Consider the following 12,969-nt stretch of genomic DNA (forward strand, 5'->3'; position numbering starts at 1 on the left):
GCGTCCTCGTGATTCCGCCGGGTGGAACCCGGCCCGGCAGGAGCTCGATCCACCGCAGCCGGTGTCGCGGATTTCGTCGTCGTTACATGAGCGTTTTGCGGATTCCGAGGTTCTTACACCATGAACCCACGTTTTCACTTGGCAAAAGGACATTTGGCATGCACACTGTGGGAAGCCCAGCTCACTGAGGGAAGATAGCGATGACGTACCCCGAGAACACCGACGTGGCTTCGGTCATGAAGGCCGCGCAGGACAACCTGTGGATGCACTTCACCCGGCACGGCTCCTACGCGGACGCCGAGGTCCCGATGATCGTTCGGGGTGAGGGCGCCTACGTCTACGACGTCCACGGCAAGCGCTACCTTGACGGCCTTGCCGGGCTCTTCGTCGTCCAGGCCGGCCACGGCCGCAGCGAGCTCGCCGAGGCCGCGGCCAAGCAGGCCCAGGAGCTGGCGTTCTTCCCCCTGTGGTCGTACGCGCACCCCAAGGCCGCCGAGCTCGCCCAGCGCCTGGCCGAGCAGACCCCCGGCGACCTCAACCGCGTCTTCTTCACCACCGGCGGCGGCGAGGCCGTCGAGACCGCGTGGAAGCTCGCCAAGCAGTACTACAAGCTGACCGGCAGGCCGCTCAAGCACAAGGTCATCAGCCGCCAGATCGCCTACCACGGCACCCCGCAGGGCGCCCTGTCGATCACCGGCATCCCCGCCTTCAAGCAGATGTTCGAGCCGCTGGTGCCGGGCTCGGTCCGGGTGCCGAACACCAACCACTACCGCGCCGACGAGATCACCGGCGTGGCCGGGATGACCCCCGAGCAGTACGGCTACTGGGCCGCCGAGCGCGTCGCCCGGGCCATCGAGATGGAGGGCCCGGACACCGTGGCCGCCGTCTTCGTCGAGCCGGTGCAGAACGCCGGCGGGTGCTTCCCGCCCCCGCCCGGCTACTTCCAGCGCCTGCGCGAGATCTGCGACGAGTACGACGTGCTGCTCGTCTCCGACGAGGTCATCTGCGCCTTCGGCCGCCTGGGCACCATGTTCGGCGGACAGAAGTTCGACTACGTCCCCGACATCATCACCTGTGCCAAGGGCATGACCAGCGGCTACTCGCCGATCGGCGCCATGATCGCCTCTGAGCGCCTCTTCGAGCCGTTCAAGAACCCCACCGAGATGTTCGCCCACGGCTACACCTTCGGCGGGCACCCCGTCTCCGCGGCGGTGGCCCTGGCCAACCTCGACCTCTTCGAGCGCGAGGACCTGCTCGGCCACGTGACCCGTAACGAGCCGGTCTTCCGCGCCACCCTCGAGCGTCTCCACGACCTGCCGATCGTCGGCGACGTGCGCGGCTCCGGATTCTTCTGGGGCATCGAGCTCGTCAAGGACAAGGTGACCAAGGAGACCTTCAGCGCAGACGAGTCCGAGCGCATGCTCCGCGGCTTCCTGTCCAAGGCCCTCTTCGACGCGGGCCTGTACTGCCGCGCCGACGACCGCGGAGACCCCGTGGTCCAGCTCGCGCCCCCGCTCATCTGCGGTCCCAAGGAGTTCGACGAGATCGAGTCGATTCTCCGCTCCGTGCTCACCGAGGCATGGAACCGGCTCTAACCCGTTCCCGTCGCAACCCCAGGAAGGAAACCCAGATGAAGATCGGCGTGCCCGCCGAGGTCAAGAACCACGAGTACCGCGTCGCCGCCACCCCCGCAGGCGTGCACGAGCTGGTCCGCCACGGCCACGACGTGTACCTCCAGCGCGGCGCCGGCCTCGGCTCGCACCTGCCCGACGAGGACTACCTCGCCGCCGGTGCGAAGATCCTCGACACCGCCGACGAGGTGTGGGGCGAGGCCGACATGATCCTCAAGGTCAAGGAGCCGATCGCGGAGGAGTACCACCGCATGCGTGCCGGTCAGGTGCTCTTCACCTACCTGCACCTCGCGGCCGGCCGCGCCTGCGCCGACGCCCTGCTCCAGCAGCAGGTCACCGGCATCGCCTACGAGACCGTCCAGGTCGGCAACACCCTGCCGCTGCTGGCCCCGATGTCGGAGGTCGCGGGCCGCCTCGCCCCGCAGGTCGGCGCCTACAACCTGATGCGCTTCAACGGCGGACGCGGCGTGCTGCCCGGCGGCGTGCCCGGCGTGGCCCCGGCCAAGGTCGTCGTCATCGGCGCCGGCGTCTCCGGCCTCAACGCCGCGCAGATCGCCGTCGGCATGGGCGCGGACGTCACCGTCCTCGACCTCAACGTCGACCGCCTGCGCTACATCGACGCCATCTACCAGGGCCGCCTGAAGACCCTCGTCTCGACCTCCTACGCGATCGAGAAGGAGGTCCTCGACGCCGACCTGGTCATCGGCGCGGTGCTGATCCCGGGCGCCAAGGCTCCGACGCTCGTCTCCAACGACCTGGTCTCCCGCATGAAGCCGGGCTCCGTGCTCGTCGACATCGCGATCGACCAGGGCGGCTGCTTCGAGGACTCCCGCCCGACCACGCACGCCGAGCCGACCTACCGGGTCCACGACTCGATCTTCTACTGCGTGGCCAACATGCCGGGTTCGGTGGCCAACACCTCCACCTACGCGCTGACCAACGCGACCCTGCCGTACGCGGTCAAGCTCGCCAACCTGGGCTGGAAGGCCGCGCTCCAGCAGGACGCCGCCCTCGCCCCGGGTCTCAACACCCACGCGGGACTGCTCACCAACGAGCAGGTCGCGGTCGCCCTCGGCCTGCCGTTCACGCCGGTCTCCGAGGTCATCTCCGCCTGATCACCGTACGGCCCGCGGCCCGGCCGCGGTACGGCGAGCGCCCCACGCCCTTCCGGGTGTGGGGCGCTCGCCGTTCAGGGAGACCCTGTGTTCGGGAACGCGCGCATTCGGGGCCCCGGGTGTCCGGGAGACCGCCGCCGAGCGGAGGCGGCCTGCCGCCCGGCGCCTTCGCCGTCGCTCAGCGCAGGCCGAGCCGTGCCCGCAGGTCGCGGGCGGTGACCAGGACGTGCTCGATCTCGGCCGGCGTCGGCCAAGGGGCGCTGCCCGGCCGGAGCAGCGTCGCCCGCACCGAGGCCAGGTGCTCGATCGCGCCCGGATGCAGCCCGCTCCGTGTGGTCAGCCAGCTCACCGCGACGGCCTGGTCGAGCAGCGGCCGGGTCACCAGGTCCCAGGTGCCGAGGATCTCGGCCAGCTCCCCGGCCCTGAGCGGGACCCCGCCCCGACGGGCCACCGCGTCGGCCGCCAGCTCGGCGCGGGCGACGAGCTCGGGCTCGGCGGTCCGCGCCCAGACCGGGGCGGACGGTCCCGGCTCGGCCGGGCGGGGCTCCGGCGTGTGCGCGGAGCCGGTCGCGGCGAGAAGCGAGGTCAGCTCGGCCGCGGCCCGCTGGTGCCCGGCCTGTGCCGCCTGGCGGAACCAGTGCTCCCCGCTCCGCAGGTCGCCCAGCTCCGCGATGAGCAGCAGTCCGAAATCGAAGGCCGCCTCAGGATCGCCGCCGGTCGCGGCCCGGCCGAACCAGTGACCGGCCGCCTGGACGTCGCCCAGCTCCACGCACACGAACCCGGCCGTGCGCTGGTCGTCCACCCGCCCCGCGTGGGCGGCCAGCTCGAACCATGCGCGGGCGGTGCGCAGATCGCCCCGGGAGAGCGCGATCCCACCGAGCTGCGAGGCGGCCCCGGGATGCTCGCTGCCCGCGGCCAGCCGGTAGAACGCCTCGGCTCCCTCCGGATCCCGGTTGGCCGCCAGGAGCAGGCCGAGGTGGTAGGCCGCGTCGGCATGCCCGCCCCGCGCGGCCAGCTCCCACCAGCGCAGCGTCTCGTCCTCCTCGCCCGCGGCGTAGGAGAGGAACCCCAGGTCGTGGCCGGAGGCCAGGTCGCCGTCCAGGGCCGCCCGCCGGTGCCACTCCCCGGCGGTCTTCAGATCACCCTCGTCCTCGTGGATCAGCGCCAGCCGGCGGGCGGCGTTCCGGGAGCCCGTCAGGGCCGCCGTCTCGAACCACCGCCGGGCGGCGGCCAGTTCCCCGAGCTGCTCCATCAGCAGCGTCGCCAGGTTCAGCGCGGCCTCGGTGTCGCCGGTGACCGCGGCCCGTTCGTACCAGCGCACGGCCTCGTCGAGGCCGCCGTGCTTCTCGTGCCAGACGCCGAGGTTGTAGGCGCTGTCGGTGCTGCCCGCGGCGGCGGCCCGCTCCCACCAGTGCCGTGCCGCCGAACGGTCCCCCCGCTGCGCGTGATGGCGGCCGAGAAGGTGCGCGGCGCGCGCGTCACCCTTCTGCGCCGCCACAAGCAGGACGGCCGGATCGTCGGTGTCGCGCTCGCCACCCTGTTCGTGCTCGGCGCCCCGGGGAGCGGGCACCTGGACCGCGGTCGTCTCCGGCTCACCTGGCCACCACCCCATGTCATCCTCCTCGCTGACAATTCACAGGGTCGCATGTAACCGAGTGTAAGCGGAGCGTAATCAGGAGTTCTTTCTCCGGGAACGTTCAGGAGAAGACGACGAAGCCGGCGTACATCCCCATCGAGCAGCTGTAGCGCAGCGTTCCCGCAGGTTGCGGGCCGAGCCGGAGCACCGCAGGGAGCGTCTCGTCGCGGCCTGCCAGGGTGAGCGTCCGGGTGCAGCCGGGGTTCCCCGCGAGGTGGAAGGCGATCTCCACGGGCACGCCTGCACGGGCTGTCACGATCCCCGGGCGGTATCCGCGGTCCGTCGCCCAGATGTCGATCCGCTGCACGCCGTCGGCCCGGACCGGCCGCGGCCCCGTCCCGGTCGGGGCGCCGGCCGTGGACGTCGTCGCGGCGAAGACGGCCGGACCGGGGAGCCAGCCGCCCAGGCGCAGTCCCGTGGCGACGGTCCACACCCCGGCGGCCAGCGCGAGCACCCCGGCCAGGGCCGCCAGCCGGGTGGTCGCGACCCGGCGCAGCGCGAGCCCGAGCAGCGCGAACGCGGGCGCGGTGCCCGCCGTGAACCCCGCCATGACCGCGGCCCCGCCCAGCGCGGAACCGCTGGAGACCGCGACCGCCTCGGCGCTGAGCGTGACCCCGCAGGGCAGCAGCACCGTCGCCGCACCGAGCAGCACGGCCCGCCGGGTGCCCGGCGGCGCTTGGGCGCGGCCGGCCGATCCGGCCGGGGAAACGGGACGGACGGGTCCGCGGGCGAACGTCCGCAGGCCGAACCCGATGACCGCGAGCCCGGCCACGACCAGCAGCACCGCCCGGGCGCCCGGCGCCAGCCGTACGGCCGAGCCCGCCAGCCCGAGCAGCACCCCGGCCGCGAGGTGGGAGGCCAGCCTTCCGGTGAGGAAGAGGGCGACGGCCTTCGGGCCGGAGAGGCCGGCGGGCGCGTGACAGCACTGGCCGGGAACCGGGGGCGGGGGTCGCCGCCGGTCGGGGGGCGGGCGGCGGGCACGGCCGGAGAGCGAGCGGACGCCCCCGAGGGAGGCGGGAGACGCCCCAGGGGTCAGCCCCGCGAGCAGGCCGCCCTGCACGGCCGTACACGAGGCGGTGCCCGCCACCAGGCCGGTGACGAGCCCCCCGACGAACAGCGCGACCGGCTCCACGCTCAGCGAGCGGCCGGGATCGCGGCCCAGGTCCCCACGGGCTGAACGCTAACCGCGATCGACGGGAGCGAACAGTCACACTTTGCTCACCTGGAGTCACCCGCGGTCGTGGGGGTGGCGGTACGGCGCCGGGCCGGGGCGCGGCGGCCTCAGGCCCAGCCGGGGCGGACCAGGCCGGTCTCGTAGGCGATGACGACGAGCTGGGCGCGGTCGCGGGCGTGCAGCTTCATCATGGTGCGGCTGACGTGGGTCTTGGCGGTGGCCGGGCTCATGAAGAGCTTCCCGGCGATCTCGTCGTTGGTCATGCCGGTGCCGACGAGGGCGAGGACCTCGCGCTCCCGGTCGGTGAGCGGGGACAGGTCCAGCGAGGAGCCGGGCTGCTTGGCGCGGCTGGCGTACTCGGCGATGAGGCGGCGGGTCACGCCGGGGGAGAGCAGGGCGTCGCCGGCGGCGACGACGCGGACGGCCTGGATCAGCTCAGCGGGCTCGGTGTCCTTGACCAGGAAGCCGCTGGCGCCGTTGCGCAGGGCATCGAAGACGTACTCGTCCAGCTCGAACGTGGTCAGGATGACGACCCTCGGCCCGGGTGGCATCCGCCGGGTGGCCTCCAGGCCGTCCATGCCGGGCATCCTGATGTCCATCAGGACGACGTCCGGCAGGTGCTGCGCGGCCAGTTCCAGGGCCTCGGCGCCGTCGGCGGCCTCGGCCACCACCGTCATTCCCGGCTGGGCGTCGAGCAGGGCCCGGAACCCGGCCCGGACCAGCGCCTGGTCGTCGGCGAGAACGATCCTGATCATGGTGTCTCCTCCGGAATCGGCAGCCGTGCCTCGACGCGGAACCCCCGGCCGTGGTGCGCGGCGGTGAGCGTGCCCCCGAGGGCGGCGGCCCGCTCGCGCATGCCGGGGATGCCGTTGCCGCCGCCCGTCACCTCGGCCGGGAGCTCCCCTCCGGAGTCGGTGACCCGGATCAGCAGCTCGCGCGGGCCGTACTCCAGCAGGACCGCGACGGTCGAGCCCTGGGCGTGCCGGCGCGCGTTGGTGAGGGACTCCTGGACGATGCGGTAACCGGCCCGGTCCACGCCGGCCGGAACCGGCCTGACCCGGCCGGCGGTCTCCACGGTGACGGCCAGGCCGCTGCGCTCGATCAGCTCCCGCAGGTCCTCCAGCCCGGCCGTGGGGGAGCGCGGCGCGCCGTCGCGGAGCACGCCGATCACCGAGCGCATCTCGGTCAGCACGTCCTTGGAGGCCTGCTTGATCGTGGTGAGCGCGGTGCGGGCCTGCTCGGGGTGGTCGTCGATCAGGTGCAGCGCGGTGGAGGCCTGCACGTGGATGAGCGAGATGTTGTGGGCGAGCACGTCGTGCAGCTCCTGGGCCATGGTCAGCCGCTCCTCGCTGGCCTGCCGCCGCGACTCCTCCTCGACCACCCGCACGTGCTCGACCGCCCGCTCCCTCCTCGCCCGGGCGAACTCGCCCACCGCCAGGACGACCCCCAGGACGGCGGCTATCGCGAGGTCGTGCCAGAGGCCCGGGCTGGGGACGGGCGCCAGCCAGGTCGTGTAGACGACGAAGAACATGTAGGCCACGGCCGAGACGGTCCAGGCGGTGCGCCGGTGGCCGAGGACGACGGCGAAGTAGAGGGCGATGAGAGGGCTGAAGAAGATCGGTCCGTAGGCGTGGCCCCTGGCCACGAAGACGAAGGTCGAGGCGAACGTGACGGCCAGGGCGAGCATCGGGTGGCTGCGCCGCAGGTACAGGGCGAGCGGCCCGGCCAGCAGCAGGGCGATGCCGAGCGGGTCGGCCGGGAGGCGGTCTGGCTGGTTGCCCTGCGCCCCGTGGTTGAACGCGACCTGGACGGCTCCCAGCACCGGCGGGAGCATCCGGTCGGTCCAGCGGGGTCGGATTCGCACGCCCAGCACCCTATGCCGCTCGCCTGACCTGCGCGTCCACCCTGCGGGGCAGGCCGTGCTACATCCCCGGAGGTAGAAGGCTGACAACCCGGCCACGCTGGGTAAAGCTGTCCGAAGGAGGTCATAATGATCATTCGTCGCATCGCGGTACCGCTCGCCGGAATCCTGGCCGGGAGCTCCGTCCTTCTCTCCGGACCCCCGGCGGTGGCGTCGCCGCCGACAGACAAGAAACCCGTGGCCGAAGGGTACGGAGGGGCGGTCTCGACCGTCGATCCGGAGGCGAGCAGGGTCGCGCTCGAGGTGCTGCGCCGCGGGGGCAACGCCATGGACGCGGCGGTCGCGTCGGCGGCCACGCTCGGCGTCACCGAGCCCTACTCGGCGGGGCTGGCAGGAGGCGGGTTCATCGTCTACTACGACGCACGGCGGGGCAGGATCCACACGATCGACGGCCGGGAGACCGCGCCGAGGGCGATGACCGCGACCTCCCTGGAGGGCATCCCGTTCGAGCAGGCCGTCACCAGCGGGCTCTCGGCCGGGGTCCCGGGCAGCGTGGCCCAGTGGGAGCTGGCGCTGCGCCGGTTCGGCACGCTCTCGCTCCGGCAGGCGCTCAAGCCCGCCATCGAGGTGGCCCGCAAGGGCTTCACGGTCGACCAGACCTTCCACGACCAGACCGCCGCCAACGCCGCCAGGTTCGCCGACTTCACCTCCACCGCCCGGCTCTTCCTGCCCGGCGGCGCGCCGCCCCCGGTCGGCTCCACCTTCCGCAACCCCGAGCTGGCCGAGACCTACCGCCTGCTCGGCAGGTACGGCGGGCGCTGGCTGTACGGCGGGGGCCTCGGCACCGAGATCGTGAGAACCGTCAAGAACCCGCCCGTCACGCCGGGATCCACCAGGAACGTCCGGCCGGGCCTGATGGAGCTGACGGACCTGGCCGCCTACCGGGCCCTGGAACGCCCGCCCACCAAGATGACCTACAAGGGCATGGACGTGTACGGCATGGCGCCCCCGTCCTCGGGCGGTTCCACGGTCGGCGAGGCGCTCAACATCCTGGAGGCGCTGCCCGCGGTGGGGATGCACGAGTATCTGGAGGCGTCCCGGCTGTCCTTCGCGGACCGGGGCAAGTACGTCGGCGACGTCCCCGGCGTGCCGCTGCGGGAGCTGCTGTCCGACGGGTTCGCCAAGGAACGCGCCTGCCTGATCGGTGAGCGGGCGATGGCCCACCCGGCCCCGGCGGGGAACCCCGACGGCGCCTACGAGCCGTGCCCGGCCGCGTCGTCTCCGGCCTCCCCCGCTGGCGAGACACCCGCCGAGGGGCCGGAGACGACCCACCTGGTCGTGGCGGACCGGTGGGGCAATGTGGTCGCCTACAACATCACCATCGAGTCCACCGGCGGCAACGGCATCGTCGTGCCGGGCCGGGGCTTCCTGCTCAACAACGAGCTGACCGACTTCACCTTCGGTCCCGCCCCCGGCGACCCCAACCTCCCCGGCCCGGGCAAGCGCCCCCGCTCGTCCATGGCTCCGACGATCGTCCTCGCCGACGGCAAGCCGCTGCTCGCCCTCGGCTCGCCCGGCGGATCGACGATCATCACGACCGTGCTGCAGATCCTCGTCAACCGCTGGGAGCTCGGCATGTCCCTGCCCGAGGCCCTCGCCGCGCCCCGGGCCACCCAGCGCAACACCGCCCAGACCCAGGCCGAGCAGGGCTTCATCGACCGCTACGGCGCAGAGCTCACCGCCAGGGGCCACAGCTTCGCCCTCAACCCGGAGATCGGTGCGGCCACCGCCGTCGAGTTCCTCGGCCGCGGCAGGCTCCAGGCCGTCGCCGAGCCGTCCCGCAGGGGAGGGGGCAGTGCCCTGGTCGTGGCCCCGGCGCGTTAGCCGTGCCGGGCGGGCGTGCCGTACGGCTCCCGGAGCCGTACGGCACGCTCAGCGGATGAGCTCGTAGGCTTCGGGCTTCACCTTCCGGGTCCGCGCCCAGTACTCGAAGGTGAACCCGGGCCAGGTCGTGCGGTTGACGCCGTGCTCGTCGAGATACCAGCTCTTGCAGCCGCCCTCGCTCCAGATCAGGGCGTTCAGGCGCTCCTGGAGGCGGTCGTTGTAGGCGCGCTGGGCCTCGGGCCGGACGTCCATCGCCCTGGCCTTGCTCTTCGAGAGCAGCCGGAGGCAGTCGATCACGTACTTGACCTGGGACTCGATCATGAAGACGACCGAGTTGTGGCCCAGGCCGGTGTTCGGGCCGAGCAGGAAGAACAGGTTGGGGAAGCCGGCGGTGGTGATGCCGTAGTAGGCCTCGATGCCGCTCTGCCAGGCATCCTGGATCTTCAGGCCGTTGCGGCCGATGATCCGCTGTTCGTTCAGGGCGTCGGTGACCTTGAACCCGGTGCCGTAGACGATGACGTCGACCTCGATCTCCCGGCCGGTGGAGTCGACGACCGAGTTCTCCCGGATCTCGGTCACCCCGTCGGTGACCAGCTCGACGTTGTCCCTGCTCAGCGCGGGATAGTAGTCGTTGGAGAGCAGGATGCGCTTGCAGCCGATCGTGTAGTCGGGGGTCAGCTTGGCGCGCAGCTCCGGGTCGGGCACCTGCCTGGCCAGGTGGCGCCGGGCCACCACCTCCTGCATCTTCATCAGGCGCGGGTCGACGGCGAAACCGAGTGCCCGGGCCTCCAGCACCCAGTAGATCGAGTTGCGCAGCGCGCGTGCGGCTCCGGGAAGGGTGAGGATCCGCCTGGCCCGGGGGGAGAGCTCGAAGTCCGGCTTGGGCTGGATCCACGGGGCGGTGCGCTGGAAGACCGTGAGCCGCGCGGCCCGCTCGGCGAGCCGCGGGACGAACTGGATGGCCGAGGCGCCGGTGCCGATCACCGCGACGCGCTTGCCCGTCAGGTCCACGGAGTGGTCCCACTCGGCCGAGTGGAAGGCCGGGCCCCGGAAGCGTTCGCGGCCCCGGATCTGCGGGAAGGACGGCACGTGCAGCGCGCCGATGCCCGAGACGACCGCGTTGGTGGTGAACGTCTCACCGTCGTCGGTGCTGACCTGCCAGGCGCCGGTCGCGTCGTCGTACTCCAGCCCGACGACCTCCTTGCCGAACCGGAAGTGGGGGGTCAGGCCGTACTTCGCCACGCAGTCGCGCATGTATTCCCAGATCTCGGTCTGCGGGGAGAACATCCGCGACCAGCCGGGGTTGAGCTCGAAGGAGAAGGAGTACATGTGCGAGGGGACGTCGCAGGCGCAGCCGGGGTAGGTGTTGTCCCGCCAGGTGCCGCCGAGGTCCGTGGCCTTCTCCAGGATCACGAAGTCGTGGTATCCGGCCTCTTTCAACTTGATGGCCATGCCGATCCCGGCGAAGCCGGAGCCGATGATGGTTATCCCGGGGCGAGTGCTCATCCGCTCTCCTTATTGGACGCAAAGTCCAATGTAATCGGCGCGTCCTGGGGTCGTCCATACCTCGCTCGCAGTGAACCACGTCACACCGACCGGTCGGTACGGCATGCGCGCAGAAGAGGCCGGCGGGAACCGGGACAGCGCGAAAAGCGCCGAGGGCGGAGCCTTCGGCGCTGGCGGAGATCCGGGTCCCGGGAGGCCGTACGGCCCGCCGGGGCGGCCTGCCCGGCGGGCCGGGCCTTTCTTGGGGGTACTTCTCAGAGAACGAAGTAGGCGGCGACCGCGACGATGACGACGACCACCACGAGTGCGATCGCGATCATCAGGACGGGCGAACGCTTCTCCGGCGCGGCCTCGGGCTCGTTCCGCTGCGCGAACGCGCGGAACTGCTGCGTGTTTCCGGCCGGATCGATCTGGGGTTGCTCAGACATGGGTCGACTTTAGCGATATGGGGTGACTTTTCAACACGGGTTCGGCATTCCAGCCACCATCCATGCCGAATCAGGCAGGAAACGGGACGGAGCGCGATGCCCCGCGGACACGCAGTGAATCCGGGTGCCGCCGGGGGAAGGGGCGGGCCCGGCCGCCACGGGGAACCCGCGGGTGAGGCGCGGTCCTGGGGACGGGACCGCGGGTACGGGCGGATAGCGTGGTGTCATGCTCCGGATCCTGTTCTCCCCGCGCGTGGCGGTGCTCCACCTGCTCGCGGTCGGAGCGCTCGTCGTGTGCGGGCTCCTCGGCCGCTGGCAGCTCGGCGTCTTCGAGGACTCCGGCAGGCCCCAGGCGGCCGTGGACCCCGCCCCGGTGGCGGTGGGCACGCTCTCCGGCGCCGGTCGCCACCTGACGGGCGAGGCGATCCGCCGCCAGGTGACGGCGGAGGGGACCTTCGACGCCGACCGGCAGCTCCTGGTGACCGGGCGGGACGACGGACTGTGGATCCTGACCGCGCTCGACCTCGGAGACGGCACGTCGATCCCGGTCGTGCGCGGCTGGGTCGCCTCTGCGGAGGATCCGGCGACGGCCGTACCGGAGGGGAGGGTGACCGTGACCGGCCGTCTGCAGGCCTCCGAGCCGACCGACAGCGTGCGGCGCGTCCGGCAGGTGCCGCAGGGGCAGGTGCAGACCGTGTCGTCGGCCGAGCTGATCAACCTGTGGCGGGGCGTCAAGCTGCGCGACGGCTTCGTGATCGCCACCGCCCAGACCCCGCCCCCGGCCGTCGCGGCCAGGCCGGTCCCGGTCGTGCCGCCGACCACCGAGGGCGTGCTCACCTGGCGCAACCTCGCCTACGCCGCCCAGTGGTGGATCTTCGGCCTGTTCGCGGTCTTCATGTGGTGGCACTTCATCCGCGACGCCGTCCGCAAGGGCACGGCGGGTCCGGAGCCCGGTCCCACGGCGGACCCCCAGACCGAACCCGAGACCGAACCCGACCCCGAGAGCAGACCGGCCGCCGTCTGACCCCGCATATCGTTGACCGTCCCAACCCCAGACCGAGGTAGACAACCGTGGAATCCGCCCTCAAGCCCTTCCGAGTCCTGGCCTACGTCGTCGGCGTGATGCTGCTGGTCCTGACCGTGTGCATCGTGCTCAGGTACGGCTTCGACATCGAAGGCCCGTCGAAGATCGTCTCCCCGATCCACGGCTTCCTCTACATGCTCTACCTGGTGGCCACCATGAACCTGGGCATGAAGGCCCGCTGGTCGTGGCAGTACATCCTGGGCGTGATGCTCGCGGGCACCGTGCCGCTGCTCTCGTTCGTCTTCGAGCGCAAGGTCACCCGGCGGGTCGAGGGCGAGATCGCCGTCGCGGCGGCCTGAGCCCGCCGTACCGCCCCGGCCCGTCCCCGCGGTCTCGCTGCGGTGATCAGGCCGTGAAGCACGCCCAGGACACGGGAAGAGGTGGCCCGCTCCCGCCGGAGCGGGCCCTCACCGCCGGTCCGCGTGGCCGGTCAGCGGCCGATGCCGCGCCTGCGCACCCGCTTGAGCCGCTGGCGCTGGGACGGGTCGAGCATCAGGTAGCCGACGACCGGGGCGGCGACGACGCCCAGGAAGACCAGCATGGCGATCCAGTTCGGCAGGAAGATCCACGTGAGCAGGACGGCCGCTCCGGCCCCGATTGCGTACTTCTGGACGGGTGACATTCTCGACATCCTCCGAACGCGGAGCCCA

12 protein-coding genes are annotated in these 12,969 nt (G+C 72.0%); 5 read left to right on the plus strand and 7 right to left on the minus strand.

Features of this window, described 5'->3' with window-relative positions; translation table 11 throughout:
* Nucleotides 1-200 precede the first annotated feature (200 nt).
* Together HS041_RS10365 and ald are read left to right on the plus strand one after the other, a co-directional pair.
* Nucleotides 201-1,595, plus strand: a complete 1,395-nt coding sequence (locus HS041_RS10365) for an aspartate aminotransferase family protein (protein WP_196440246.1) — start codon at nucleotides 201-203, stop codon at nucleotides 1,593-1,595.
* A 35-nt stretch (nucleotides 1,596-1,630) separates the two neighbouring features.
* Nucleotides 1,631-2,746 (plus strand): alanine dehydrogenase, encoded by a 1,116-nt coding sequence (gene ald / locus HS041_RS10370; RefSeq protein ID WP_196440247.1) that lies wholly within the window; start codon nucleotides 1,631-1,633, stop codon nucleotides 2,744-2,746.
* A gap of 178 nt (nucleotides 2,747-2,924) precedes the next feature.
* Here ald and HS041_RS10375 read toward each other — a convergent pair whose 3' ends face one another.
* The 4 genes from HS041_RS10375 to HS041_RS10390 form a co-directional block, all read right to left on the minus strand.
* A complete protein-coding gene (locus tag HS041_RS10375) occupies nucleotides 2,925-4,358 on the minus strand; it encodes a tetratricopeptide repeat protein (protein WP_196440248.1) in 1,434 nt (477 codons plus the stop codon).
* An 85-nt stretch (nucleotides 4,359-4,443) separates the two neighbouring features.
* Nucleotides 4,444-5,514: a sulfite exporter TauE/SafE family protein gene (locus HS041_RS10380; RefSeq protein ID WP_196440249.1), complete on the minus strand. Its 1,071-nt coding sequence runs from the start codon at nucleotides 5,512-5,514 to the stop codon at nucleotides 4,444-4,446.
* Between the two features lie 149 nt (nucleotides 5,515-5,663).
* Nucleotides 5,664-6,311, minus strand: a complete 648-nt coding sequence (locus HS041_RS10385) for a response regulator (RefSeq protein WP_196440250.1) — start codon at nucleotides 6,309-6,311, stop codon at nucleotides 5,664-5,666.
* The gene (locus HS041_RS10390; protein WP_196440251.1) at nucleotides 6,308-7,420 is read right to left on the minus strand and encodes a sensor histidine kinase; all 1,113 of its coding nucleotides are present in this window, start codon (nucleotides 7,418-7,420) and stop codon (nucleotides 6,308-6,310) included. Before HS041_RS10390 ends, HS041_RS10385 begins: the two co-directional genes overlap by 4 nt.
* Nucleotides 7,421-7,546: 126 nt before the next feature.
* Between HS041_RS10390 and HS041_RS10395 the strand changes: the two genes are divergently transcribed.
* Nucleotides 7,547-9,301 carry a gamma-glutamyltransferase family protein gene (locus HS041_RS10395; protein WP_196440252.1) on the plus strand — a complete coding sequence of 585 codons (1,755 nt, stop codon included), beginning with the start codon at nucleotides 7,547-7,549 and terminating at the stop codon, nucleotides 9,299-9,301.
* A gap of 48 nt (nucleotides 9,302-9,349) precedes the next feature.
* Here the strand turns inward: HS041_RS10395 and HS041_RS10400 are convergent, their stop codons facing one another.
* Nucleotides 9,350-10,807 (minus strand): flavin-containing monooxygenase, encoded by a 1,458-nt coding sequence (locus HS041_RS10400; RefSeq protein WP_196440253.1) that lies wholly within the window; start codon nucleotides 10,805-10,807, stop codon nucleotides 9,350-9,352.
* Nucleotides 10,808-11,061: 254 nt separating this feature from the next.
* The gene (locus HS041_RS10405) at nucleotides 11,062-11,235 is read right to left on the minus strand and encodes a hypothetical protein (protein ID WP_196440254.1); all 174 of its coding nucleotides are present in this window, start codon (nucleotides 11,233-11,235) and stop codon (nucleotides 11,062-11,064) included.
* Nucleotides 11,236-11,461: 226 nt separating this feature from the next.
* On the opposite strand from HS041_RS10405, the gene HS041_RS10410 reads away from it, so the two are divergent.
* Both HS041_RS10410 and HS041_RS10415 read left to right on the plus strand, forming a co-directional pair.
* Complete coding sequence (locus HS041_RS10410; RefSeq protein ID WP_196440255.1) at nucleotides 11,462-12,259, plus strand: SURF1 family protein; 798 nt, start codon at nucleotides 11,462-11,464, stop codon at nucleotides 12,257-12,259.
* Between the two features lie 47 nt (nucleotides 12,260-12,306).
* Nucleotides 12,307-12,618 (plus strand): DUF3817 domain-containing protein, encoded by a 312-nt coding sequence (locus HS041_RS10415; protein ID WP_196440256.1) that lies wholly within the window; start codon nucleotides 12,307-12,309, stop codon nucleotides 12,616-12,618.
* Between the two features lie 131 nt (nucleotides 12,619-12,749).
* On the opposite strand, the gene HS041_RS10420 is transcribed toward HS041_RS10415, so the two are convergent.
* Nucleotides 12,750-12,941 (minus strand): tail-anchor membrane protein, encoded by a 192-nt coding sequence (locus HS041_RS10420; protein WP_196440257.1) that lies wholly within the window; start codon nucleotides 12,939-12,941, stop codon nucleotides 12,750-12,752.
* Nucleotides 12,942-12,969 lie beyond the last annotated feature (28 nt).

The organism is Planomonospora sp. ID67723 (genome assembly GCF_015711605.1).
In the GTDB taxonomy this organism is placed as follows: Bacteria; Actinomycetota; Actinomycetes; order Streptosporangiales; family Streptosporangiaceae; genus Planomonospora_A.